Annotated in this window: 16 protein-coding genes; 9 read left to right on the top strand and 7 right to left on the bottom strand. The window is 42.5% G+C overall.

What is annotated here, in order from left to right; genetic code table 11:
* Positions 1 to 84 precede the first annotated feature (84 nt).
* Together NLP_RS18260 and NLP_RS18265 are read left to right on the top strand one after the other, a co-directional pair.
* Positions 85 to 6051 carry a hybrid sensor histidine kinase/response regulator gene (locus NLP_RS18260; protein WP_104907626.1) on the top strand — a complete coding sequence of 1989 codons (5967 nt, stop codon included), beginning with the start codon at positions 85 to 87 and terminating at the stop codon, positions 6049 to 6051.
* 216 nt (positions 6052 to 6267) lie between these two features.
* Positions 6268 to 8358: a prolyl oligopeptidase family serine peptidase gene (locus NLP_RS18265; RefSeq protein ID WP_104907627.1), complete on the top strand. Its 2091-nt coding sequence runs from the start codon at positions 6268 to 6270 to the stop codon at positions 8356 to 8358.
* Positions 8359 to 8445: 87 nt separating this feature from the next.
* Here the strand turns inward: NLP_RS18265 and NLP_RS18270 are convergent, their stop codons facing one another.
* Positions 8446 to 9252: a hypothetical protein gene (locus NLP_RS18270; RefSeq protein WP_104907628.1), complete on the bottom strand. Its 807-nt coding sequence runs from the start codon at positions 9250 to 9252 to the stop codon at positions 8446 to 8448.
* A gap of 300 nt (positions 9253 to 9552) precedes the next feature.
* Here NLP_RS18270 and NLP_RS18275 point away from each other — a divergent pair, with 300 nt between their 5' ends.
* On the top strand, positions 9553 to 10029 hold the full coding sequence (locus tag NLP_RS18275; protein ID WP_104907629.1) for a Uma2 family endonuclease: 477 nt from the start codon (positions 9553 to 9555) through the stop codon (positions 10027 to 10029).
* 265 nt (positions 10030 to 10294) lie between these two features.
* Here the strand turns inward: NLP_RS18275 and NLP_RS18280 are convergent, their stop codons facing one another.
* Positions 10295 to 10762, bottom strand: coding sequence for a hypothetical protein (locus NLP_RS18280; protein ID WP_199784642.1), 468 nt, complete (start codon positions 10760 to 10762; stop codon positions 10295 to 10297).
* A gap of 364 nt (positions 10763 to 11126) precedes the next feature.
* Here NLP_RS18280 and NLP_RS18285 point away from each other — a divergent pair, with 364 nt between their 5' ends.
* Positions 11127 to 13943: a M16 family metallopeptidase gene (locus NLP_RS18285; RefSeq protein ID WP_104907630.1), complete on the top strand. Its 2817-nt coding sequence runs from the start codon at positions 11127 to 11129 to the stop codon at positions 13941 to 13943.
* Positions 13944 to 14083: 140 nt separating this feature from the next.
* Here NLP_RS18285 and NLP_RS18290 read toward each other — a convergent pair whose 3' ends face one another.
* Positions 14084 to 15100: a sulfate/molybdate ABC transporter ATP-binding protein gene (locus NLP_RS18290; RefSeq protein ID WP_104907631.1), complete on the bottom strand. Its 1017-nt coding sequence runs from the start codon at positions 15098 to 15100 to the stop codon at positions 14084 to 14086.
* 385 nt (positions 15101 to 15485) lie between these two features.
* Between NLP_RS18290 and chlP the strand changes: the two genes are divergently transcribed.
* Positions 15486 to 16706 carry a geranylgeranyl reductase gene (chlP, locus tag NLP_RS18295; protein ID WP_104907632.1) on the top strand — a complete coding sequence of 407 codons (1221 nt, stop codon included), beginning with the start codon at positions 15486 to 15488 and terminating at the stop codon, positions 16704 to 16706.
* A 203-nt stretch (positions 16707 to 16909) separates the two neighbouring features.
* On the opposite strand, the gene NLP_RS18300 is transcribed toward chlP, so the two are convergent.
* Positions 16910 to 18922 (bottom strand): alpha/beta hydrolase family protein, encoded by a 2013-nt coding sequence (locus tag NLP_RS18300; RefSeq protein WP_199784643.1) that lies wholly within the window; start codon positions 18920 to 18922, stop codon positions 16910 to 16912.
* Between the two features lie 174 nt (positions 18923 to 19096).
* Here NLP_RS18300 and NLP_RS18305 point away from each other — a divergent pair, with 174 nt between their 5' ends.
* The 3 genes from NLP_RS18305 (at position 19097) to NLP_RS18320 (ending at position 22507) form a co-directional block, all read left to right on the top strand.
* Positions 19097 to 20455, top strand: coding sequence for a DUF3370 domain-containing protein (locus NLP_RS18305; protein WP_104907633.1), 1359 nt, complete (start codon positions 19097 to 19099; stop codon positions 20453 to 20455).
* A 373-nt stretch (positions 20456 to 20828) separates the two neighbouring features.
* Positions 20829 to 21050, top strand: coding sequence for a hypothetical protein (locus NLP_RS18315; RefSeq protein WP_104907635.1), 222 nt, complete (start codon positions 20829 to 20831; stop codon positions 21048 to 21050).
* Positions 21051 to 21154: 104 nt separating this feature from the next.
* Positions 21155 to 22507, top strand: coding sequence for a pentapeptide repeat-containing protein (locus tag NLP_RS18320; RefSeq protein ID WP_104907636.1), 1353 nt, complete (start codon positions 21155 to 21157; stop codon positions 22505 to 22507).
* A 113-nt stretch (positions 22508 to 22620) separates the two neighbouring features.
* Here the strand turns inward: NLP_RS18320 and NLP_RS18325 are convergent, their stop codons facing one another.
* From NLP_RS18325 to NLP_RS18340, 3 genes are all read right to left on the bottom strand, one after another.
* The gene (locus NLP_RS18325; protein WP_104907637.1) at positions 22621 to 23235 is read right to left on the bottom strand and encodes a Uma2 family endonuclease; all 615 of its coding nucleotides are present in this window, start codon (positions 23233 to 23235) and stop codon (positions 22621 to 22623) included.
* 252 nt (positions 23236 to 23487) lie between these two features.
* Positions 23488 to 24273: a type I methionyl aminopeptidase gene (gene map / locus NLP_RS18335; protein WP_104907639.1), complete on the bottom strand. Its 786-nt coding sequence runs from the start codon at positions 24271 to 24273 to the stop codon at positions 23488 to 23490.
* Positions 24273 to 25298, bottom strand: coding sequence for a Gfo/Idh/MocA family protein (locus tag NLP_RS18340; RefSeq protein ID WP_104909924.1), 1026 nt, complete (start codon positions 25296 to 25298; stop codon positions 24273 to 24275). Before NLP_RS18340 ends, map begins: the two co-directional genes overlap by 1 nt.
* 619 nt (positions 25299 to 25917) lie before the next feature.
* Here NLP_RS18340 and NLP_RS18345 point away from each other — a divergent pair.
* A complete protein-coding gene (locus NLP_RS18345) occupies positions 25918 to 26217 on the top strand; it encodes a ferredoxin (RefSeq protein WP_104907640.1) in 300 nt (99 codons plus the stop codon).
* The last annotated feature ends 214 nt before the right edge of the window (positions 26218 to 26431 follow it).

Raw genomic sequence — 26431 nt, forward strand, 5'->3', positions numbered from 1 at the left:
CTTTGTCTTTGTTATTTGCTAATGACCAATGACCAATGACTAATGACTAATAACTAATGACTAATGACTCTTGACTAAAAAACTATGCTGCCGGAACAACAACAGCGGATTTTGGGTTACTTTATTGAAGAAGCCAGGGATCACCTGAATACCATTGAGCAGGGCTTACTGAATTTAGAGGGTACCCTGAACGACCCGGAAATGATCAGTGAGGTCTTCCGGGCGGCTCACTCCATCAAAGGAGGAGCGGCGATGCTTGGATTGACTAGCATCCAGCATACCTCCCACCGTCTGGAAGATTGTTTTAAAGTTCTCAAAGATAATCCGGTTCAGATTGACCAAAAGTTAGAGTCTTTATTTCTTGGTGTATCTGATACCCTAAAATCGCTGTTAGAGCATTTGAGCGGGCCTTATGGTCTTTCCGAAGATGCAGCTAATACTTTGATGTCAGAAACTGAGCCAGTCTTTCAATGGCTGTATCAGCATCTGGAACTACTTGTAGAACAAGGAAAGAGTGGAGCAGCCAGCAGTCCTGACGCAACAAAACTTACAACCTCTGTAGAGAATGTCTCCACACTTACAGAACTTTTCCTGCGGCGAGATATTCCCGATCTGGCAGAAAACACCCATCAGGAATCTATAGACTCGGTAGCACCTCAAGAGACGCTAGACGCTCGCGGACTCGCTAACGCTGCGCGATCGCCAGTCACTGCTAAAGAAAGTAATAACTGGAGCGAGTTCCAAGCCCAAGTGCTGCAAACACTACGGGAAATGTTGCAATTATTTAAGCAAACGACAACACCCTCAACTCGGCAAAACCTCCAGCAATGCTGTCACCAGTTAGTCAAACTTGGTGAAACTTGGAATTTGTCCAAGTGGTGTGGTTTGTGTCAAGCAGCAGCCAGTGCGATCGGCAATCCCGAAAATACTTATCTGACTTTAGCTAAAATTGTCATTACCGAAATCAAACAAGCTCAAGAATTAGTCCTGCAAGGTAGAGAAGCCGAAATTGCAATTAGTCAGCAACTAGAAGCACTTTTGAGCTTTGCAGAAATTGAGTTATTAGAAGTTACCCCTGATTTGTTTGATGAACAGTCTGCGGCTTTCACAGAATCAGAGTCAATTCTATCTGGTAACACCGAGCCGTTAGCCCAGAAAACTGAAGAACTGAATCTAGACAAGGATAATAGCGATAGCTACGCCAACGTCTCCGACGAACGCCCCTACCTTCAGTTACAAGGAACACCACTAAACGAAAGTAGAAACACTAGTTTTACTTTCACCACACATGACGAAGCACATCCAATCAGTAACAATCTTGACCCCAATGGTCCAGAGGTGGGAATAGCTGAGTTAAATACCCTTGCCGATTTATTTGACGGTGAGACTCCCGAACTAGATGACAGCTGGCATCAAGAAGAAACCTTAGATATTGTTGCTACCGATGACTTTGGAATTGATTTAAGCTGCACTGAGGCTGAAGACGCTCATAACGATTTATCTGACTTACTCTCTTTTAATGAAGATATAAACAACGCGCTACACCCAATAACCACAGCCACAACAGAAGATTTATCCCTGTTATTTGGTACCCATTTCCTAGAAAAAGATAATTCAGAACCGCAAAATAAACAAACATCTGCTACGCCTCTAGAGTTGAGCGATATTAACGAACTTGATATAAATTTAGACTCATCTTCTTCAGAAATTTTACAAGATTTTATTGATATTCCTAGTGATACAAACCAGACTCCTGGTGAGATTGTCCAAAATAGTGCCGTTGAAGATTTCTTGAAACTGCAATTAGATGATGAAGAAGTATTGCCAACAGGTGAAGTCACTCAAGCAGAAACTGAGCCATTCGCCAGTGTGGAACTATCTATCAACCAACAAAACAATTTTGATAACTTATTCTTAGAAACTAAAAATGCAAATTGGGTAGAAGAAATTACCCCTAGTGACTACATAGAATTACCCCAGCCAACAGACTTGTCTTTGGACAACTTGTTTGCTGGAATAGAAGAACAGACACAACTAGCGACAAGTGAACCAGAAATCAGTGATTTATTTGATACACCTCCAGCAACAGAACCTGAGTTTTCTCAATCAGAAAATGATCTGAGCAACTTCTGGAATCAGGAAACCACAGAGGAAAAGGACGAATTCGATTCCTTAATTGAGCAGAATCTGGAAAGGGCGTTAGACGAAAGTTTGTTTACTGCGGCGGCTGATGACATTTTTGCTGATAATCAGCAGTCAATACCTTCTCCTATAGCCAGTTTTGATATAGAAGAAGATTTTGATATCAATTTCCAGCATGAAGAACAGCTAGATTTGATATTATCATCAGATTCTGGAGATAATTTATTTGATGAATTAACATCAAGTAGCTTAACTATTTCTCCTATAATCAACGATACCTCCACGCCTGAAACGCCTTTGTTCGCGCAGCATCCTGGGGAAGAAGTTCTCAGACCACAACAACCAGAATATTTAGATTTTGTTCCAGAATTTACTAATCAGACCCCAGATATATCTGCTGTTGATCTGGAAGTTAATTCATTAGGCTCTTTTGATGAGAATCCACAACTTTTGTTTGAAGTTGCTACAAATGAATTGACCTATATTCAGATAGATACCACAGAGAATACTGTAGATGAACTATCAGAAACCGTCAGTTTTAGGGAAAATTCAGATTCAGAATCATCCCAAGCACATCTAGATAATTTGTTTGACTCTTTCGATGAAAATCCACAACTGCTGTTTGAAGTCGTCGCGACAAATGAATTGACTTATATTCAGATAGATACCACAGAGAATACTGTAGATGAACTATCAGAAACCGTCAGTTTTAGGGAAAATTCAGATTCAGAATCATCCCAAGCACATCTAGATAATTTGTTTGACTCTTTCGATGAAAATCCACAACTGCTGTTTGAAGTCGTCGCGACAAATGAATTGACCTATATTCAGATGGACACCACAGAGAATACTGTGGATGAACTATCAGAAACTATCAGTTTTAGGGAAAATTCAGATTCAGCATCACCCGAAGAACAGCCAGGTGATTTGTTTGGCTCTTTCGATGAAAATCCACAACTGCTGTTTGAAGTCGTCGCGACAAATGAATTGACTTATATTCAGATGGACACCACAGAGAATACTGTGGATGAACTATCAGAAACTATCAGTTTTGGGGAGAATTCAGATTCAGAATTTTCTCCAGCACAGCTAGATGATTTGTTCGGCTCTGAGGATGTCATAACAAATGAATTGACCTATATTCAGATGGATACCACAGCGAATACTGTGGATGAACTATCAAAAACCGTCAACTTTGGGGAAAGTTCAGATTCAGCATCACCCGAAGAACAGCCAGGTGATTTGTTTAGCTCTTTAGATGAAAATCCACAACTGCTGTTTGAAGTCGTCGCGACAAAGGAATTGACCTATATTCAGATGGACACCACAGAGAATACTGTGGATGAACTATCACAAACTATCAGTTTTGGGGAGAATTCAGATTCAGAATTTTCTCCAGCACAGCTAGATGATTTGTTCGACTCTGAGGATGTCACAACAGATGAATTGACCTATATTCAGATGGACACCACAGAGAATACTGTGGATGAACTATCACAAACTATCAGTTTGAGAAAAACTTCAGATTCAGCCCAGACAAACCCAGAGGTTTTAGAAAATGAGGAAAATAGTAATTTAAAAACTACCTTTGAGCTAAGAGAAAACACAGTTGTTGAAAATAATTTATTGTTTACAGAAACCACTGAAATAGTTGCTCAAGAAGATGAATTTGCAGACTTGGCAGCATTATTAGGAGAGGACGTAGCACCCATCTCCAAAGCTAAGAAGATACCAGAAGTAGATTTTGCTGCCCTGGAAGAATTGCTAAGTACAGATAACAATAGCGATGTCTACGACGGGTTAGGCCAACGCCAGCCCTTCAACACTCAACCAGTCTTAGCTAAAAACGCTATTTCATCACCAGCCATAAAAGATGAATTTGGTGACTTAGAGAAGTTGCTGGCAGAAGCGAATCAAACAATATCCCATTCTACAGTAGTAAAATCGAACACTAACAAAACTACTGGCCCCTCTACTCGTCGGGCTGCGAGATTTGAAGAAACGATGAAGGTTCCAGTTAAGCAACTGGACGATATGAGTAATTTAGTTGGGGAGTTGGTGGTAAACCGCAATACCTTAGAGCAGGATCATGAACGACTGCGACAGTCATTGGATAACTTGCTGATTCAGGTACAACAACTCTCAGATGTGGGCGCAAGGATGCAGGAGTTGTATGAGCGATCGCTACTGGAAGCGTCTCTGTTAGCTGGACGCAAAAAGAAAGACCCCGGGTTACAAGCCTCTGATTCCAATGCCGACAGGGGTTTTAGCGAGCTAGAAATGGATCGTTTTACCCCCTTCCATACACTCTCACAGCAGATGATTGAGCGGATTGTACGAGTGCGTGAGTCGGCTAGTGACATTGATTTTGTTACCGAAGAAACCGAACGAGTCGCAAGGCAGTTCCGCCAAGTAACCACCCAGTTACAAGAGGGATTAACTAGAGCGCGAATGGTACCTTTTGCTCAAACTATCGATCGCTGGCGGCGAGGAGTGCGCGACAACGCCATTAAGTGTGGCAAACAAGTAGAGTTGGTGATCGTAGGTGGCGATACCTTAATTGACAAGATGATTTTGGATCATCTTACCGATCCACTGACTCATATGCTGAATAATGCGATCGCTCACGGTATTGAAACGCCAGAAGAGAGGCAAGCTGCTAGTAAACCACCTGTAGGAATCATTACTATCCGTGCCTTCCACCAAGGCAACCAAACGATCATTTCCGTAGGCGATGATGGCGCAGGTATCGATTCCGCAAGAGTTAAGGCTAAGGCGGTAAAGATTGGCATGATTACAGAAGCGCAGGCAAAAGCTATGTCTCGTCTAGAAGTCTACGATCTGCTGTTCCAGTCTGGTTTTACGATCAAAGACCAGGCAGATGAAATTTCTGGTCGTGGTGTGGGTATGGACGTAGTGCGCTCCGAAATTAGCGAAATTCGGGGAACAGTGAACACCGATTCTGCGATCGGTAAGGGAACCACCTTCACCATTCGTTTACCACTGACTCTGAGTATTTGTAAAGCTCTCTGCTGCGTCTCCGATCGCGCCAGAATTGCCTTCCCGATGGACGGTGTAGAAGATACGCTAGATATACCAGTCAAAAATATTCAGTACGATGCCAATGGGCAATCATTTATTTCCTGGCGCGATACGGTGCTACCATTCCGACCTCTGAGGGAACTTTTAACCTTCAATCGCCAAATCAGTCGTGGTAATGTCTATGGCGGCACCAGAGATGATGATATGGTTTCTGTGGTTGTGGTGCGATCGGCAAATACCCTGATTGCTCTACAGATTGACCTGGTATTGAGCGAACAAGAAATTGTAATTAAGCAATTTGAAGGGCCAGCACCTAAACCCATTGGTGTAGCTGGTGCTACAGTCTTGGGCGATGGTCGGATTATGCCCATTGCTGACGTACTAGAAATAATTGACATCTTCCAGGGACGAATTTCTACACAAATTGGTGGCAGTTCTTGGCAGCAGAAAACCACTCCCCCAGATACCTCTCCTACAAAGATTGACCCGACAGTGCTGATTGTTGATGACTCGATTACAGTGCGAGAGTTGCTATCCCTAACGTTTAATAAGGCAGGTTATCGCGTAGAACAGGCGCGTGACGGTCAGGAAGCTTGGGATAAACTCCGCTCTGGTCTGCCTTGCGATATCGTATTTTGCGACATCGAAATGCCCCGTTGCGATGGTCTGGAATTACTCTCTCGCATCCAGAAAGACTCCAACCTCAACCACTTACCGATCGCTATGCTCACCTCGCGGGGTGCAGACAAACACAGACAAATTGCAGCTCAACTCGGTGCTAGTGGCTACTTTACCAAGCCTTATCTCGAAGAAGCTCTACTTGAAGCCGCAGCGCGAATGCTCAAAGGAGAGAAACTCGTTAGCTAAACCAACCAAAAGACTTAGATTTTAGGGAAAACTTTACACGCTTCTAATTTCGTTAAAGCTGATACTAGTTTTATAGTACAATTGTTCTATAGAGATCAACAGCACGTATTGGCCCCGCCAGAAGCCGGGGCTTTCTCTTTGAGAACAATTAGAGTGTATACCCCAAGTCTTGGGTCTATCTTTGTAGTATGTAAAGAAGCACTTTGACCTAAGACTATGCCTTCTTCTGAAAATCTCACTTACCCAATCAGCCATAAGAGTAATCAAGCTGATAATTACCACGGTACTTTAGTTGCAGACCCTTACCGTTGGTTAGAAGATCCTGACTCTGAAGAAACAAGAACTTGGATTGAGGCACAAAATCAAGTTACGTTTGGCTACCTGAGTGAAATTTCTGCTAGGGAAAAAATTAAACAGCGCCTTACCAAACTTTGGGATTATGAAAAATATGGTATCCCTTTTAAAGAAGGCGAATCTCTACCAGACGGTTCCACCGAACGCTACTTTTATTTCAAAAATGACGGGCTGCAAAATCAAAGTGTCCTTTACACCTTGAAAACCCTCGACGACCAACCCAAAGTTTTACTCGATCCCAATAAACTCTCAGAAGATGGCACTGTTGCTCTTTCGGGATTGTCGATTAGCGAGGATGGTAAACTTTTAGCTTATGGTTTATCCTCCTCTGGTTCTGATTGGCAAGAGTGGAAAGTCCGCGATGTTGAAACTGGTGAAGACCTCCAAGACCATCTGAAGTGGATTAAATTTTCTGGCGCATCTTGGACACACGATCATCAAGGTTTTTTCTACAGTCGCTACGATGAACCAAATGAAAAAACTCGATTAGAAGATGTCAACTATTATCAAAAGCTTTACTATCATCAACTAGGTAAACCTCAATCAGAAGACGTACTAATTTACCATCGTCCTGACCAAAAGGAATGGGGATTTAGTGGTGGCGTAACTGAAGATGGACGTTATCTAATAATTTCAATTTGGCTAGGTACTGACTCTAAAAATTTGGTTTTTTCCAAAGATTTAACTAACCCTAATGCGGAAGTTGTAGAACTAATTAACCAATTTGAGGCAGATTATAGCTTTATAGATAATGATGATAGTGTCTTTTATTTTCGTACAGATTTAAATGCACCAAGGGGAAGGGTTATTGCAATTGATACGAAAAACCCTGCACCCGAAAATTGGCAAGAAATCATTCCCCAATCAGCAGAAACTTTAGAAAGTGTTGGTATACTTAACAATCAGTTCGTTGCTGATTACCTCAAAGATGCTCACAGTCAAATCAAAATTTTTGACCTCAAAGGTGCGTTTATTCGAGAGATAGAACTACCCGGACTCGGTTCAGCTGGAGGCTTTGGGGGCAAGCGTTATGATACTGAAACTTTTTATAGTTTTACCAGCTTTACCATACCAGGCACTATTTACCGCTACGACATGGTGACAGGAAAAAGTGAGGTTTTCCGCCAGCCGCAGGTAGATTTTAATCCTGATGATTACCAGACAAAACAAGTCTTTTATCACAGCCAAGATGGTACTAGAGTACCAATGTTTATTACGCACAAAAAGGGTATTAAATTAGATGGAAATAACCCTACTTATCTCTATGCTTATGGTGGTTTTAATGCCTCAATGACACCTGGCTTTTCTGTGAGTCTGTTGGTGTGGATGGAGATGGGTGGTATCTATGCTATGCCTAATATCCGCGGCGGTGGAGAATACGGCGAAGAATGGCATCAAGCAGGAATAAAAGATAAAAAGCAGAATGTCTTTGATGACTTTATTAGCGCTGCTGAGTGGTTGATTGCTAACAACTATACTAAAACTGAGAAGCTAGCGATCGCAGGTGGTAGTAACGGCGGTTTATTAGTGGGTGCTTGTATAACGCAACGTCCAGATTTGTTTGGTGCAGCTTTACCAGCAGTCGGCGTTATGGATATGTTGCGGTTCCATAAATTTACCATCGGTTGGGCTTGGACTTCCGAATATGGTTCAGCAGATAATCTAGAAGAGTTTCCAGCGCTGTATGCTTATTCGCCATTACATAATATCACACCAGATACAGCTTACCCAGCAACCTTAATTACCACAGCCGATCATGACGATCGCGTTGTCCCTGCTCATAGTTTCAAATTTGCCGCAGCTTTACAAGAGGCTCACGCAGGTGATGCGCCAACGCTAATTAGAATTGAGACTAAAGCAGGACATGGCGCAGGTAAACCCACAGCTAAAATTATCGAAGAAGCCGCAGACAAATGGGCTTTTTTGGTGCGGACTTTGAATGTAGAAGTTTAGCAACTTTGTAAGGTAGGTATTGCCTACCTTACGAAGCTAAACTAACTAAATCAATAATAAATTTCCACAAAAAATTTTTCCCAATACTCAGTAGTTCCAACTTACAAGTGCTGCCATTACCCTTGCAATAGCGGCGCGATCGCTATCCTCTGTAGACTCAAATAATCTTTCCGCTTGTTGCAGATGCGTAATTGCTTCCTTTCGATGTATCCATCTATTCAGATAGTACAACGAAATCCCCAAGTCTTGATGAATGTCTGGATCGTGAGGATGATCGTCTAACTGTTGCCGCAAAAGCTCAACTTCATTCTCTAGGTATTGCCAAGAAGATTGCCCTGGTTCTCGGTTTGCCATAATTTTCATATCAAGCGTTGAAGTGGGTGCTTCCGATTTGCTAGCAAAATAGGGGATATCTAAAAACTGTGCAATTGTTTTGGCAAGACTTACAGCACTCTCATGGCTACCATTAGACTTTAGAATAAAGCGCCAGGAGATTGATGCCAAAATTAATCTCGGATAGAAAGCTATTCCCCCTTCAGAACCACTGACATCTTCTATTTCAATACCTGAAATAAGATGACAGGGAAACTCAACAGATTTTGTGTGTACAATTTTGAATCGATTTCGTCTTTCCCAGAGAAGAGAATTTTTTACTTTATCAAAAGTGTAAGTAGTAATCTCTGTATCATTAATTATTGTATATAGAACAATTCCAAGTATTACACATCCACTTACTACAGCGATGATTCCAGGATAATCAGCACGTTGGAGTACTAACCCAAGCAAACAAAGGAAAAGACTAAATGGAATCAAAGTTATGCTAATGAGTAATACACCCCAAAGTGATTTTTGGAAACGCCAAAGGAGCCGATGCTGATTTTGTTCAATAATCATGATTAATAAAAACCTGAAACTACGTATTTACATTGATATACAACATGATTCTTTTGTACAGTGCATAAGTCCTAGTCTATACACAATACTTTAGTCACGTCGTCCTGTATTCTCTCTAAGACTGCGAATCAGAGGGTGAGTCTTTAATATTGATATAGGACTCCTGTCTGATTTCTGAACAGGATTTTATCTGAAATGCTGGTAAAACGGGCTTTTCAGCCTCAGTATGTTTTGAAAAATCAAATCGGAGTCCTATAGATGAGTTAAAATTCAATCAATCACTCTAGGCAGATATTAACTATGAGATGGGAAGAAGTTTGTGAACACAAACAATTACAAGATTTACCCTTCAAAATTGAATTAAATAAATGGGGTCAAATCGTCATGAGTCCAGTCAAAATTAAACATTCTTTTTATCAAGGAAGAATCCAACGTTTATTGGAATCTTTATTGAATACAGGAGAAGTAATGCCAGAATGTGCTATCAACACATCAGACGGTGTGAAAGTTGCTGATGTTGTCTGGTGTTCAGAAGAACGATTTTCTCGAATTGAAGATGAAGTATCAGCGTCTATTGCACCAGAAATTTGTATAGAAGTCAAATCAACTGGTAACACTTTGGAAGAAATGGAATTTAAAAGAAATTTATACTTAGAAGCTCAAGCTATTGAAGTATGGTTATGTAATGAACAAGGTCAAATTAAATTCTATAATCAGCAAGGTGAATTAGGACAATCTTTGTTAGTTCCTAAGTTTCCTAAACAAATTAAACGGTAATTGTAGAGAAGAGGGGAGAGAGCGTAGTTTACCGCCGTAGGCATCGCCTAAATTACCTATTTTAAAAAACATCTTAAAATTATTCGTAAACTCTACTTCGATGCTAAATAAAAATAATAGTTACTTGATTTAAATTATTCTCTCTTTCATAAATGACGCAATATTAACCTTGGCAAAGGGTGAAGGTAAACAATTATTTACTTTCACCTTTAATGCTTTGCTCCATCTAAGCAAAAAGTTTAATATCTTTATCCTTCTTGTGTAGTTAAAACGCGACAGATTGTGCTGTACCAGTTAAATGGATTGTCGTATAGGTTTGTCTTTGCCCCTGGTTGAATTTAGGAATTACAGAAAAGAGATTTGTTGTTGTGATTCCCTTAGTTTCAACTGGCGCTGAGTTGCTTTTTCCAAGGTTTACACGGGGTAAAATCAAAGTAAATACGGTATTGCCAGTATCTACTGTCTTACGGATAGTTACAGTTACTAGTGTACCAATTTCTGTTTCTACACTACGGATCTGATCGGTACCTTGAAAGTTTAATGTCTGTTGCTTATCTTTATAGGTAAAAAGGGGCTTGCCAGTAAAGCTTGTGGTTGAGTAACTAATGCTGACATTCTTACCTTGAAATTGGTATAAGTTTGGTACTGCTTCTGAGGCTTGAGCTGATAATACAGGTATTGCTGTTAACAGCATACCTAATGTAAACGATCCAATTAAGTTTGTTGTTTGCATATCTCAAAAAGTTGTTGCTAATTTGACGGAGATACCTGTGGTAATGGGATGACAACAGGCATCAAACCAATTTAAAAAAAGAATATTCCGAAAATTGTGTCAAATGGAACACATTGTAAAAGTTGTTAATATACTTACAATAATTTCTAATATAACGTAAAAATTTTATCTGCAAACCTGATTACTCTCAGTAGATTTAATGGCGTAAATCCAGCTACCATCTCAATTAACCAAACAAATTGCTTGAGCGACTTGTTAAAGGTAGGCAAACATTCCGCCACAGTGTACTAGCAACTTGAGTTAGATTTAGATTTTGAAATACCCTTTGGGGTTTTATTTTAAAATTGGAAATTTTGTATTGCTTATGAAACGGCGATCGTACATGCTTCTAGGATTTTTCCTCAGCCTGCTTTTAACTATCGTGCCCCCCTCAGGCAATTTCACTAATGCTGCAATACCAACAGCAGTCACACCTGTCTCTGCTCTCTCATTCACCCAAGGAGTGCAAAAAACGGTATTAGACAACGGCTTAACGGTACTAACTAAAGAAGTTCATACCGCTCCAGTGGTGAGTGTGCAAGTTTGGTATAAAGTTGGTTCGCGCAACGAGGTGAAGGGAGAGAATGGCATTTCTCACCAGCTAGAACATTTGATGTTCAAAGGCACAAATGACCGTCCAGTACAGTTTGGACGGTTGTTTAGTGCTTTGGGTAGCCAGTTCAATGCTTTTACTAGTTATGACGAAACAGCTTACTTTGGCACAGTGCAGCGAGACAAATTAGAAGCACTGCTGACACTGGAAGCCGATCGCATGAAAAACTCCTTAATTGGGACTGAACAACTCACCAGTGAAAAGCGGGTGGTGATCTCCGAGTTACAAGGGTACGAAAATTCACCAGGCTATCGCCTGAGTCGGGAAGTGATGCGAGCTGCTTTCCCCAATCGAGCCTATGGCTTATCGGTGGGAGGCACAAAAGCCGATGTAGAAAAATTCACGCTGGAGCAGGTACGGAATTATTACCAAACCTACTACAGCCCAGAAAATGCCACATTGGTGATTACCGGGGATTTTGCCACAGAACCCGCACTCAAAGTTGTGAAAGAAACTTTTGGTAAGTTATCGCAACGAGCAAAAAAGAATACGCCACTCCATAATGCCAGCAGAGCAATTGATAATTCCTCGGCATCTTCTTCCATTGCCGACGCTTCCCCATCTACCCCTGTTGCTAAAAAAGCGCCAATACTCCTCAAGCAACCTGGAAGTGCAGCACTATTGCAAGCGGTGTATCCTCTGCCAGATATCAAACATCCTGATGTTCCGGCAATTGATTTGATGGATGCTATTCTCACAGGTGGGCGTAGCTCTAGGCTTTATCAGGCTTTGGTGGAATCTGGACTCGCAAGTTCAGTGAGTGGTGGTGCTGCTGAACTCATCGAACCGGGTTGGTATGAAATTGATGCTACGGCGGCTCCTGGTCAAGAGTTGGGGAAAATTGCCCAGGTACTCCAGGAATCTTTAACAAAATTGCAACAGCAGCCTGTCACCTCAGAAGAGTTAAAGCGCGCGAAGACGCAACTGCAAGCCTCGTATATTTTGGGAAACCAAGATATCACTAGTCAGGCTAATCAACTGGGGTATAATCAAACGATCGCAGGGGATTATCATTTTATTGAAGGGTATCTAGCTGCGATCGCTAAAGTTACCCCTGCTCAAGTCCAGAAAGCAGCGAAAACTTACCTCAATCCGGCTCAACAAACCATCGGCTTCTTTGAGCCGACTCAACCAGATGGTAAACCAGGGAGTTCTAACGCTGGCTCTGGACGCACGGTGGAAAATTTCAGCCCTGGTAAGCCTGTAGATCCAGCAGAACTAGCAAAATATTTACCACCTGCCACATCAGAGACAGATTCTAATAAACAATCACTACCAGAAGAGTTTACCTTAAAGAATGGTTTGAAGGTTCTGCTGTTAAGCGATCGCAACCTTCCCACCATTAATCTGAGTGGACAAATTGACGCTGGTAGTGAATTTGACGGCAATCAAAAAGCTGGATTAGCGAATATAACTGCAAATAACTTAATGAATGGGACGCAGACTAAAAATGCTCTGACCCTAGCAAAAACCTTAGAAGACCTGGGAGCCGGTTTGAGCTTCAGTGCTAGCCGCGAGGGAACTAATGTTAGCGGTGAGGGACTTTCAGCAAATCTGCCAATATTGATTCAAACTCTAGCAGATGTGTTAGAAAACGCCACTTTTCCAGCCGATCAGTTAGAACTGAGTCGCCAAAGGGCACTGACAAGCCTGAAAGTCCAGCTAGATGACCCTAGAGGACTAGGACGACAAGTATTCCAGCAAGCAATTTATCCTGAAAATCATCCGTTCCACAGCTTTCCCACAGGCGAGAGTTTAAAGACCATTACTCGTGATGATTTGCTTGGCTTCTACCAGACACACTACCGACCGGATACCACAACGATCGCAATAGTTGGAGACTTCGATCGAGTTAAGGTAAAAGCTTTGCTAAATCAGGTGTTTGGTAAATGGCAAGCCACAGGTAAGCCACCTGTTCTCAAAATCCAAACCGTACCATTTCCGCAAACTTTGACACGTGTAAACAAAGTAATTCCTGGTAAAGCTGAGGCTGTGACATACATCGGCTACAATGGCATCTCTCGGAAAGATCCGCGTTATTATGCGGCACTAGTGCTAAATCAAATTTTGGGTGGTGATACCTTAGCCAGCCGCCTCGGTACGGAAGTGCGCGATCGCCAAGGTCTAACCTATGGTATATATAGTGGTTTTGCCGCCGGAATCAATCCCGGGCCGTTCTTGATTCAAATGCAAACTGCTCCTGGAGATGCCCAAAAAGCGATCGCCAGTACTCTTGCTTTACTAAAACAGTTACGCGAGCAAGGAGTTACTGAAGCTGAATTCAACGCAGCAAAACGCTCAATTACCAATAGCTACCCTGTGGATTTAGCTAATCCTAGTAATGTATCAAGTATCATTTTGGATAATGCTGTTTTAGGGCTTTCACGGTCAGAAATCCGAGAGTTTCCCCAGCGGATTCAAGCAGTTACTATGGCTAATATGCAACAGGCAATTGAAAATTTAATTAAGCCAGAAAATCTGGTGATTGTCACTGCTGGCCCTGGAGATGCTGTAACCAAAGGCAACTAATTAGATCAGATATACAGCAATCCTATGTGATTGGTAAAAATTGCCAGGCTTAGATGCCCGACTTCTTTGAGAAATCGGGCATCTCATTATTTATGAATAACTTAGGATTAGCTAATATCGACTCCTGCCCTCTGCCCTTTTCAAATTGAATAAGACACTGGAAAGGACTTTGCATCCTTTGGCTTCACATACACTCGCTGTAGAGGTTCTAACTCTAAGTCATTAAAGCGATCGCGTGTTAAATGCGCCGTCAATACTTGTCCATCATCGAAAGTTAATTCCACCTGAATTTCCCAACCCAAATGTATCAATCGGCTTACTGTTGCAGGTGTAGTGGTACCGTTAGCAGCCTTTTCTAAAATCACATCTTGCGGACGCAAAAAGACTTGTGGGTGTGGCGCATCAAACCCGCTGCTTTGAAAAATCTTCGAGGTGCTGGGTAACACATTCACCGGGCCGATGAAACTCATCACAAATGCAGTGGCGGGATTATCGTAAATTTCTGCTGGTGTCCCCACCTGTTCCACACGTCCTTTATTCATCACCACAACCTCATCGGAAACTTCCATTGCTTCCTCTTGGTCGTGGGTGACGAAAACTGTGGTAACATGAACTTCATCATGGAGGCGGCGTAACCATGCCCGTAAATCTTTGCGGACTTTAGCATCAAGTGCCCCAAAAGGTTCATCTAGCAATAAAACTTCCGGTTCTACTGCCAATGCCCTTGCTAAAGCTACCCGTTGTCTTTGACCACCCGAAAGTTGTGATGGATAGCGATCGCCTAATCCACTCAATTGCACCAATTCCAGTAACTGTTCTACTCGCCCCTTAATTTTCTTTGGCTGTGCCTTGCGAATTTCTAAGCCAAAGGCAATATTCTGCCTAACAGTCAGATGCTTGAATAGGGCATAGTGTTGAAACACAAACCCAATATTTCGCTGTTGCACGCTTTGGTATGTAGCGTCCTTACCGGTAAGCAGGATTTTGCCGCTATCTGGCATTTCTAAACCTGAAATTAACCGTAATAGCGTAGATTTACCCGATCCCGATGGCCCGAGCAACGCAACTAACGAACCACTCTTAATTTCCAGGCTGACCCGATCGACTGCCTTGAAACTTCCGAATTGTTTGGAGACGTTCTCAACTACTATACCCACTGCTGCTGTACCTCTGCAACTAAATCTACAGATCCTTGGTAGGATTACTGTGTCTTACATATACCATACATTGTTATTTCTGGATGAACAAGATTTAGCTATTGCAACTGCCGCAATTGAGGAAGCTACAGTCAGCACCATTGCAATCTAGGAAACTGCAATCAGCACGGCTGAAATACCAAATTGCGTATAGTACTTATGTACGATGCGTAAGTCCTATATTCTTCATTCTTCCCAACACTCAATGCCCAATGCCCAACTCTAATTCGTATCGAAACATTAAGGAATATTGCATTTAAGCAGAAACCTGAAGGTAAAGCGCCAAATCACCAGAAAGACCGTGGTAGTATGCTCTCGGTAAATGTGAAGATTGGGAGAAAGACCTTTGACACTACGGGTTGCTGTTATTGGGTCAGGCCCTGCTGGTTCATCTGCCGCAGAAACACTGGCAGCCTCTGGGATTGAAACCTACCTGTTTGAGCGGAAGCTAGACAATGCAAAGCCTTGTGGGGGCGCAATTCCCCTATGTATGGTGAGTGAATTTGACTTACCACCAGAGATTATCGATCGCCGGGTACGGAAGATGAAAATGATTTCGCCTTCCAATCGCGAGGTTGATATCAATCTGGTAAATGAAGATGAATATATAGGAATGTGCCGCCGGGAAGTGTTGGATGGCTTTTTGCGCGATCGCGCGGCAAAAGTAGGTGCAAATTTAATTAATGCCACTGTTCATAAACTCGATATACCAGGAAACAATACCGATCCTTATACTATTCATTACATTGACCACACAGATGGTATATCACAGGGTATAGCCAAAACTCTGAAAGTGGATCTAATTATTGGGGCGGATGGGGCTAATTCTCGCGTTGCTAAAGAAATGGACGCTGGGGATTACAATTATGCGATCGCTTTCCAAGAGCGAATTCGCTTACCCGAAGACAAAATGGCCTACTATAACGACCTCGCCGAAATGTATGTCGGTGATGACGTTTCTACCGATTTCTACGCTTGGGTTTTCCCCAAATATGACCACGTAGCTGTCGGTACTGGTACAATGCACATCAATAAAGCCAGCATCAAACAGTTACAAGCTGGTATCCGTGCCCGTGCTTCCGAGAAGCTAGCAGGCGGTAAAATCATCAAAGTCGAAGCGCACCCCATTCCTGAACATCCCCGTCCTCGTCGTGTCGTTGGTCGCATCGCATTGGTGGGAGATGCTGCTGGTTATGTTACCAAATCCTCTGGTGAAGGTATTTATTTTGCTGCTAAATCTGGGCGGATGTGTGCCGAAACCATTGTGGAAACATCTAATGGTGGTAGCCGGATTCCTACAGAAGGCGACCTGAAGGTTTACCTGAAGCGTTGGGATAAAAGATACGGACTCACTTACAAGGTGCTGGACATTCTGCAAACTGTATTCTATCGTTCTGACGCTACCCGCGAGGCATTTGTGGAAATGTGCGATGACCTCGATGTACAACGGCTAACATTCGATAGCTATCTGTATAAGACGGTTGTCCCAGCTAATCCCATCACCCAACTGAAAATTACTGCCAAAACTATTGGTAGTCTAATTCGGGGTAATGCCCTTGCACCTTAATTGAGTAGGACTTCCAACAAATAAATTACCCGATTTTGCCCGTTGGAAAGAATGTCAAGTTGAAATTGATGGGTAAACAATTTCGTAGTAAGGACTTTAGTCCTAGATTTTTAAGCGCTGAAGTGCTTACTACAAACTCATCATATTTAATGAGACATACCACTTGTTAATTTGTGAAGTTAGTCAAAAGTATTTATTTATACTCACAATCCATGCTTGCTATACCAATTAAGATAGCGTTGTAGGCGATCGCGCTGGTAAGTTGGCTTGCTAATATCGTGGGATTGCTCAGGATAAATAATCAATTGAGTATCAACCCCTAAACTTTTGAGTGCTTCATACATCTGCTCAGAGTTGTGCAACGGAACCTCAGCATCGCGATCGCCACCCAGAAATAGTGTTGGTGTCACAATTCGGTCGGCGTGCAGGAACGGAAAAGAAACTCGTAGCCAAGTCTTGAGGTTTTTCCACGGCACGCCCAGTTCCTGTTCATAGTCATAAACATACTCGTCAGTACCGTATCCTGCCAAAATATTGGAAATGCTAGCTCCACTTACCGCAGCTTTGAAACGGGTATCTTGAGCGATAGTATAGTTTGTTAACATACCACCGTAGCTCCATCCACCTATTCCCAACCGAGATGGATCGGCTATTCCTTGTGCTTCAACGTAGTCAACAGCAGCAAGGACATCTTGAACATCTTTATTTCCCCAGTCAGCGTAAATAGCCTTCGAGAATGCTTCACCCCGTCCCGAACTACCCCGTGGATTAACTGCAACGACAACATAACCTTTTGCTGCAAACAGCTGCCAGTTAAACATAAACTGGTTTGTGTACTGCCCGACTGGACCACCATGAAGCTGAAGGAGTGTTGGGTATTTCTTTCCTGGTTGAAAATTCGGTGGTTTGACTAAAAAACCGTGGATTTGGGTGCCATCTTTACTCTTGAAACTAATTTCTTGCGTCGTTCCTAATAGAAGTTGGACAAGCAATTCCTGGTTTTGGTGCGAGATTGAACGCAGTTCAGTGCCTTTGAGGGCAAAAACCTCACTTGGCTGCTGCGGCATTGAGGATAACAAGGCAATCTTGTCGTCACCCCCTAAGTCAAAAGCGCTGATATTTCTGCGTCCAGCTAGCAATCGCTCTATTTTACCGCCTGTTACTGGTACTTTTGCTAGGTGAACATTGCCATCGTCTTCCAGCAAAAACAGAATTGATTTGCCATCAGATGTAAAGCGTGGCTTAACAACATTGCGATCAAGTTTTGCTGTTAACAGGCGTGGAATACCTCCTTCCGATGGAATAACGGCAAGATGGTAAACAGCGTACTCAATTAGCTTTTGAGGGCCTCCTTGCAGATAGGCTATTAACTTCCCATCTGGACTCCAAACAGGTCGGCTACCCCAGGATGGATCGCAATCGGGGACTTCATTGGTAGTTATTTGATGTACTTTTGCTCCTGGTTGGGCGTTGATTGTGTAAACATCCCAATTGTTATGCCGATCAAAATCAGCACCGCGCTTGCTGACAAAAGCAATCTCCTTTCCATCTGGAGACCAGCTGGGCAAATACTCATTAAACTCACCTGGCGTTAGAATATCTGCTTTGTGGGTTGCTAAGTCAAACACGTAAAGGTGTTCACGACTTTTTCCGAGATATCCAACGCCGTCTTCCTGAAATTGAAACCGATCAATGACAATTGGCTGTGCCGTCTTTTGTTCGTTGTAAGTTTTTTGGGGTGGATCGTCGGCGATTACAGCCAGTTGTTTGCCATCGGGCGACCAAACGAAATCAGAAACGCCTCCTGGAAAATCTGAAATCTTTTCTGCTTCTCCACCGACAAGATTCAGCAGCCAAATTTGATTGCCTTCACTGTCGGACTGACGACTGGAGAGAAAGGTCAGATACTTTCCATCAGGACTGAAACGAGGAGAACTTTCGCTATCTTTGCTGTTAGTTAATTTTAGGGTGCGGGAGCCATCCCACGAAGTCATATAAATATGGTTGTTGACAGAATCATTATTGATATCGGTACTCTTGACCGTATAGGCTATCCAAGCTCCATCGCTAGAAATTTGCGGTTCGCTGACTTGGTGGAGAGCAGACATATCGTCTAGGGTAATCAGCCGCTTGGACGTTGCTTGAACCTTGAGACTCGTACTGATCAAAGCAGCGATCGCACCACAAGCGAATACCAGTTGCCTAAACCTTTTCATTTTTCTTGTAAAAATTAGCACAGACGCTAATTCTACATCTGTTGGTCACTTTGGTGGGTGTTACTTGCAACTTTATTTTACAAACAGCCTCCTCTAACTTGTCACGCTTCGGGAGAGGCATAGATTTAGGTATGCTGTACTCTTAACTTCAGCGATAAATTGCTTTTTGAATAAATGCTTAATTTTATTTCCTATTTGTTTTTGGCTCAAACATCGCCTTCTCCTGCACCACAAGAAATCTTCGTTCCCCAACAAACAAGACCTTTAACAGGACATCTTGACGAAGTACCAGTATTTAACAGTAATAACCCAGAAGTAGTTAAGAGTGAAGGAATTCTGCTGTCTACATTTCCTCCTCAAGGCAAAAGAGTGCCCAGCGCACACCTGAACTTTCCATTTCAGGGACGGTTTGATTTATTTTCTCACCATATTGCTAGAGCAATTGAGACGCCAAATGATTTGCGGACTCTTTATTTGGGGGTGATTGTTTACAATCCCAGCGATCGCTCTGCAACTGTCAATATATTGCAAGCAGCTAGTTATCTCAGTCAACCTGATGCACCTTTTATCAAACTTCCCCCCATGCAGTCAAATAATTCGGGAAATATTTATGCTGGGCCGGGCGATCGCGTGATGAATGATCTGCTACGAGTCAAACGGCAGTCAGGATGGCCAGCGCAGTTGGTAATTCCACCAAAACAAAGTCGGATGTTAATGAATCATCCAATTCCAGTGCGGACTTTAACGCCGCCATTGAATGGACGTTCTACTTTGTTACGTTTGTATAGTGATAATCCAGTTTATCTGGCGAACTTGGCCATGTTTGCCAAACCCAATCCCGATCGTAGTGAACGAGCGCCCACTTTAGAAGAATGGGAGAATTTATTAGAAAATGGTGATTTTGCTGGGCCGCGTGAACCGGCTCCCAGTCCTCCAGATAAGCTTAGAGGGGCAAAAGAAATTTACGGACGGGTAGCGGGGGTAGCTGTTGGCTCTCGTTGGCAAGCACAAGTTACCGACTCTAATAATTCATACCTGACAATTCCCGAATCAGGACAAGCTTTTTCCTACGGTTTAAGTACCCTTTTGGCAGGCAAAATGGGTACTGGACAAAACCAAACTGCTAAACTAGTAGCGCGTTATCCTGGTACTGCTTACGAAGCTCACGGCAACTACGGCATTGAATACAACATCTCTCTACCATTATTCAACAATACGGATAAGCCGCAAACTATAAATGTGCTTTTCCAAACGCCTATCAAAGAAGATGAGTTAAGTAAACCAGGGCTTCGCTTTTTTTCACCACCCGAACCATCTGTCTTTTTTCGAGGCACAGTTCGTATTCGCTACAATGACGATAATGGCTTACCCAGAACTCAATATTGGCATTTAGTTCAACAACGGGGACAGATGGGAGAACCGCTGGCTCAATTAAAAATATCTCCTGGACAGCGGCGACTGGTAGAAGTAGATTTTCTCTACCCACCTGATGCTACACCCCCTCAAATGTTGACAATTCAAGCTGTAGACTAAACTTAACAATTTAAAATTCAAAATGATGCTGTCTAAGAGACGCACTGCGTAGCTTGCTTCGACGTAGGAGTACATGGACTAACAAAATTCTTGCATTAAAGGCATTAGACTTCTTGCATGAATCCTTGCCCTCACCCTAAATCCCTCTCCCAAGCTTGAGAGAGGGACTTTGAAATTCTCTCCCCTTCTCCCAATTTTGGGAGAAGGGGTTGGGGGATGAGGGCTAGTTTTGCATTCGTGCAAGAGGTCTATTACATAAGGGGATTTAAACTCCGACTGAAACTGACCGGAGTCGGCAGCCCTCTGGGAACCAGTTAGGGCAAAGGCTATATCTGAACTTAGTAAAGCTTTGCGTAAAAGCGTAGCGTTTTTAATGCAAGCTGACGCATTCACAATGCAAGCTGACGCATTCACCATGCAAGCCGATGCATTCACAATGCAAGCCGATGCATTCACAATGCAAGCCGATGCATTCACAATGCAAGCCGATGCATTAACCATGCAAGCTAATGCATTCACAATGCAAACCGATGCATTCACATTGTCGGGTATTGCCAAATTTAATTCGCTACGAATTAATGAAATGCTGTACTAAGTATAGCTTTGCGTTCTCAGTCTTATGGAATACAAGTCTTGAGTTTAGTGCAATTTCTGATAAAACAGATGTTGTTCTTAATCTACTGGGGCAAAATAGAAAACATGACGATTGAATCCAATTCCTCTAATCTACCAACCCCAGAACCAGGCCCCGAAAATGACTTGCAACCGGATGACTTTGACGGTAGCGCAACTGAGAAAAACCTAAGCTCAGAAGTACTAGCAACACAACAAGCACTAGCAGCGATCGCATCTTTGAAATCTCCGCAATATACAACTGCTCTACAACAAGCCCGTTCTGATCTCAACCAACCTACTACCAAGCAATTCCTAGTTAAGCCAAGGGCATTGCTAATTACTTTAATTGCGATCGCCATCACCTTCATTGGAGTTATCCTCAATAACTGGATTGTCGGCATTATTGGAACGCTAATAACTTTGCTCTTATCCCTAGCGATATTATTGCCTTGGTTGCAAAAAGCCTTAGACGAGTGGTTTTCACCCCAAGAACGCACCCTGTTTGTTGCCTTTTTGGGACTAATAGTAGCGATCATCGGCTTGATCAAGTTTACAGGTGTGGGCGATCGCTTGCTTGTTTTAGGACGCCAGATTAACTGGGACATTGCTGGAACCCTAGCAGATTGGTTTGGTGCTTTGGGGCAAATTCTGATCGCCGTCATCGCCGTTTACGTGGCGTGGCGACAATATGTCATTTCCAAAGACTTGACAATTCAGCAAAACCTGCTAACAGTTCAGCAAAACATTATTACCCAGCAACAGACAATTGATTCCTATTTTCAAGGCGTTTCAGACTTAGTATTAGATCAAGAAGGATTATTAGAAGATTGGCCCCAAGAAAGAGCGATCGCCGAAGGACGCACTGCGGCAATTTTAAGTAGTGTAGATGGCAGTGGTAAAGCGAAAATTCTCCGCTTTCTCTCACGTTCCAAGTTACTGTCACCCTTACAACGCGATCGGCTATTAGGTCGAGCCATTCTCGACGGTAGTGGCGGATATGCAGAAGACCGCCTAGAAGGTGTGCGTGTCATCGATTTAGGTGTAACCCTAGCCTCAGCAGACCTTTCTGGTACTGATTTACGTTGGACTGACCTCAGCGAAGCTAATCTTGTCCGCGCTAATCTGAGCAGTTGTGATTTAGTAAAAGCCAACCTCTCCCGCACAATTTTATACAATGCTAATCTCGGTGGTGCCGACATCAACGGGATTCGCCTATTCTATGGTGTAGTGGATAAAGCATCACCCCGTAGTCGTACTCAACCACCAAATTATCAAACCGGCGAACACACTGGCGCAGTGGTGGAAAATGCCGATTTCACGAATGTGCAACGGATGTCTGAGTTTGCACGTAACTACTGTTGCGCTTGGGGTGGTGAAAAAACTAGAGGTACTATTCCCGGTGGTTGTGAAGGTATTCCTAATAAGTTGGGAAGATAGTTATAAGATTAGTACCGCAAGGCGGAAGTCAAAAGTCAAAAGAAATACAGCGTAAACGTTTCGTTGATTTGAAATGGGTTGTTTATTTCCGCCGCGCTGTACTAGATAAAAAACTAGTTAGCCGCATTAAAAATCTGCTGTGTAGTTAAATTTAATTGGGGAAAGGTAGGTGATGAAATCGCTGTGTTGCCTTGAAAAGGTGTCATTTGATATTCGCCATCAACTAATTCGCATACAAAAATAGTAGGCTGTTTGGGATTGCCGATAAACTTTCTTGCACCCAATGCAGCATAATCAGCAATCCAATATTCGGGAATGCCCATTTCCTCATAATCCCTAAGTTTATTGTAGTAATCATCTCGCCAGTTGGTTGAAACAACTTCAATAACTATTGGAACCGATGCTGCTTGGCTTACTGTTGACTGTTTTTGAAAAACTGGTTCATTGTCGAGATTCTCAAGATTTAGCAGCAACACATCAGGTGAATAAGCGGATTCGGCAGAAGGAGTTTTGACCAATGCGGTTTTGGGTATAGTGTAGGGAAGATTCAGGCGATCAAACTCGACAGTTAGCTTATGGGCTATAAATCCTACAACTTTTTCATGCGAACCGGTTGGAGGGGGCATTTCAATAATTACTCCTTTGTGCAATTCATAGTGTTTCCCATCGTTGGGATACCACTCAATAAATTCATTGAAGGTGAGTAATTTGGGCAACGCTTGGGTCATAATCCTACCTCCATAACAGAGAGCTATGAGAAAAAAACAAGAGATTTTACGACATCCTTGAGCGAACGAAATATAAGTCTTTCAGGAATTGGAACTAGTACGCCACGGTCTAAATAGAGCAACCATTTAAAATCCCTAAAAAGACCATTCCATAATACTTTTGACTTTTGACTTTTGATTTTTGACTTCCGCCTTGCGGTACTAGTGGCTTTGGTTCCTTCCAAATGAAAGGAATTTTTCATCATAATGTTGTCATACAGCCCAGTAATTCTCGCCTTCAGGTAGGGTGAGAATTTCAACACCATCTTCAGTTACAGCTAAGGTATGCTCGCATTGAGCAGAAAGTTTGCGATCGCGCGTTACCGCAGTCCACTTATCGCCCAGAACCTCTACTTCGTAAGTGCCTTCGTTAATCATTGGCTCAATAGTAAAAACCATCCCTGATCTGAGGCGCTTGCCCTTACCCCGTGTGCCATAGTGGGGCACATCCGGCGCAGTGTGGAAAATATTACTGATGCCGTGTCCAACAAAATCTCGCACTACAGAAAAGCCTTGTCCTTCAGCATACTCTTGAATAGCTGCACCAATATCGCCAATCCGTCCCCCAGGCTTAACTTCAGCAATCCCCAGGCGTAAACACTCTTCTGTCACCTCTACCAGCTTTTTCGTTTTTGGAGAAGGTGTACCAACAAAGAATGTCTTGGATGTATCGCCGTGATAACCTTCAACAATCGGCGTTACATCAATATTAATGATGTCACCATCTTTAAGAATTTGCTTGGCGTTGGGAATGCCATGACAAATTACCTCATTTACACTAGTGCAAATCGATTTAGGATAACCTTTATAGCCAAGGGGTGCGCTTTTTGCTCCATTAGCTTGCGTCCAACGTTCGGCTTCATCATTTAGTTCGAGAGTGCTAACCCCTGGCTTCACGAACGGTTCCAGATGCTGGAGAAGTTGAGCAGCTAAACGCCCAGCTTGACGCATTTTGTCTAATTCTCTCTGGGATAAAATAACAATTAGTTCGGTTTTCATTAACTTTTATCTAAAGTATCTTTCATAAACATAGTTAACCCTGTCTGTGCAGCTCTTTGTGCAGTATCAGCTACCTTGAGGGTATACAAGCTCTCCTCTGGGGTAACGTACAAAGGAGTCCCGTCAAAAAGATGGTCTAATACCATACTCGTGTCTTTGGCGAACAAACCCCGACGAGAACCAACCTCTATAGATGTTGTTTCCCCTGGCTGGACAAATATTCCGGTGTCGCCATCAAAAATTAAACCACCTTTTTCACCGTGAACTTCAAACTTGCGTTCTGATTGCCAAATACTTTCGCCTTTGCCGTACACTACTTGGGCTAAAAGTCCACTGTCAAAGCAGAGTTGACTAGTGCATAAACAGGTTTGGTAGTATTCCGGTTCTATTTCCCAATATCGCTGGTGACAGTTAACAGTAAATACTGTACCAAATAAATCGATGAAGCGATGTAGGCGAGACAGGGCACCAATTAAAGGAAAGCCGAACAATTCGTGGTTATAAGTCCATTTACGAGGTGCGGGATTTTGGGGATTGATCGTGCTGTAGCGAGCATAAAAAATTTCACCAATTTTGGCTAAATTTTGCTTCAAAGCTTGATGCAACCCACCCAAAAGTTCTAGATGTTCCACGTGCAAGAGTTTTTTTTGTGCTTTGGCTAAAGCAATCAGTTCCTCTGCTTCGACTACATCCAACGAAAGGGGATACTCTATAATTACGTGTTTGCCATTGGCAAGTGCTGCACGAGCGATCGCACCATGATCTCGATTAATAGTGGAGATCGTTACTAGGTCTATATCTTCACGCTCTACTAGCTCTTGCCAAGTACTCAAGACTTTAATCTGGTACTCTCTGGCAAAGGTTTCGGTTTTTTCTCTTGTATGACCAACAACTGCGACTATGTGCGATCGCTCATCATGGAGCAATGCCTCAGCCCGAAACTTTGCCGCATACCCAGTACCTACCAAACCTACACGCACTCTTGCTTTTTCCAAAGCTGCTTCTGAATTATACACGATCCTCATTTGTTCTGTTTTTGATCTTTCCACGCTTCTAGTGGTGAGACTCTCTCTTCATGGGGTTCACCAGTTTAGACTCTACAACATTCCTCTTACCCCCTCAAGGATAAATCAGACTTTATTTGAAGCTAGATAGAATTACCTTTAACTCAAAAAGGAAGACTTCAAAAGAAAGTCCCCTTTTTCCCATAACGTCAGAAATTTGTCAATATAATCAGCAAAAAATTGGCAAAATAAAAATTACATTTCTACTGTACTGTTATGTTTCTTTCATTTCCAACGGGCGTATTTAATCAGATTAGAAAATGAAACAGCCCTACGAACCTCTTCTACGTAAGTCCTACAAAATACAGGTAACATTAACCTTACTCATATTTACTTTTCGATAATATAATTTTTTCTAATCATAAGCTGAGTTGAGTCGAAAATAATATAAATAAAACTTATCAGGATTAACTAACTAAATTTCATTACTAATCGGGTTCAATTTCCAGGTACATCGTTTAATTTTTCTCGTAGTATCAGAATTGAAGCAAATTTAAACCAGCGGCTAATTCTACAGAACAGCCGTGACCTTTGCCTTAAGATAACTTATACTGCCGTTTGCAAAAGAGAGGATTACTCAATGCCAAGTTATAAAGTGACACTAGTCAACGAAGCCGAAGGTCTGAACCAAACACTTGACGTTGATGATGATGTCTATATTCTAGATGCTGCCGAAGAAGCTGGTCTTGACTTGCCCTACTCTTGCCGCGCTGGTGCTTGCTCGACCTGTGCAGGTAAAATCACCAAGGGTACTGTCGATCAAAGTGACCAGTCATTCTTAGATGATGAACAAATAGAAAAAGGATATGTACTGACTTGTGTTGCTTACCCAACCTCTGACGTAACAATCGAAACTCACAAAGAAGAAGAACTTTACTAAAAGTTAAGCGACTCAACCATAAACCTCTTGCAAGAGTTACTAATTTTGACAAAATAGAAGCAGGGCATCTAGAATTTATATCCTTGTAATGCCGTGCGTACCTGTGAAAGCTACTTTGAAAAAAAGTCTAATTTTGTTTTGAGCAGAAACACAGTAAATGTTGTGTTCCTGCTTATTTTTTTGCCTTTTCTTAACTCCCGACTTCTAGCTCAAG

Origin of the sequence: Nostoc sp. 'Lobaria pulmonaria (5183) cyanobiont', assembly GCF_002949795.1 — a bacterium.
In the GTDB taxonomy this organism is placed as follows: domain Bacteria; phylum Cyanobacteriota; class Cyanobacteriia; order Cyanobacteriales; family Nostocaceae; genus Nostoc.

What these genes read in the sequence shown, in the direction of transcription:
- NLP_RS18315 (WP_104907635.1), top strand. Translation starts at nt 20,829, where the DNA reads ATGCAAGCTGACGCATTCACAATGCAAGCTGACGCATTCACCATGCAA.
- NLP_RS18325 (WP_104907637.1), bottom strand. Translation starts at nt 23,235, where the DNA reads ATGACCCAAGCGTTGCCCAAATTACTCACCTTCAATGAATTTATTGAG.
- NLP_RS18260 (WP_104907626.1), top strand. Translation starts at nt 85, where the DNA reads ATGCTGCCGGAACAACAACAGCGGATTTTGGGTTACTTTATTGAAGAA.
- NLP_RS18340 (WP_104909924.1), bottom strand. Translation starts at nt 25,298, where the DNA reads ATGAGGATCGTGTATAATTCAGAAGCAGCTTTGGAAAAAGCAAGAGTG.
- NLP_RS18285 (WP_104907630.1), top strand. Translation starts at nt 11,127, where the DNA reads ATGAAACGGCGATCGTACATGCTTCTAGGATTTTTCCTCAGCCTGCTT.
- NLP_RS18275 (WP_104907629.1), top strand. Translation starts at nt 9,553, where the DNA reads ATGAGATGGGAAGAAGTTTGTGAACACAAACAATTACAAGATTTACCC.
- NLP_RS18320 (WP_104907636.1), top strand. Translation starts at nt 21,155, where the DNA reads ATGACGATTGAATCCAATTCCTCTAATCTACCAACCCCAGAACCAGGC.
- NLP_RS18300 (WP_199784643.1), bottom strand. Translation starts at nt 18,922, where the DNA reads ATGAAAAGGTTTAGGCAACTGGTATTCGCTTGTGGTGCGATCGCTGCT.
- NLP_RS18280 (WP_199784642.1), bottom strand. Translation starts at nt 10,762, where the DNA reads ATGCAAACAACAAACTTAATTGGATCGTTTACATTAGGTATGCTGTTA.
- NLP_RS18305 (WP_104907633.1), top strand. Translation starts at nt 19,097, where the DNA reads ATGCTTAATTTTATTTCCTATTTGTTTTTGGCTCAAACATCGCCTTCT.
- NLP_RS18265 (WP_104907627.1), top strand. Translation starts at nt 6,268, where the DNA reads ATGCCTTCTTCTGAAAATCTCACTTACCCAATCAGCCATAAGAGTAAT.
- NLP_RS18345 (WP_104907640.1), top strand. Translation starts at nt 25,918, where the DNA reads ATGCCAAGTTATAAAGTGACACTAGTCAACGAAGCCGAAGGTCTGAAC.
- NLP_RS18270 (WP_104907628.1), bottom strand. Translation starts at nt 9,252, where the DNA reads ATGATTATTGAACAAAATCAGCATCGGCTCCTTTGGCGTTTCCAAAAA.
- map (WP_104907639.1), bottom strand. Translation starts at nt 24,273, where the DNA reads ATGAAAACCGAACTAATTGTTATTTTATCCCAGAGAGAATTAGACAAA.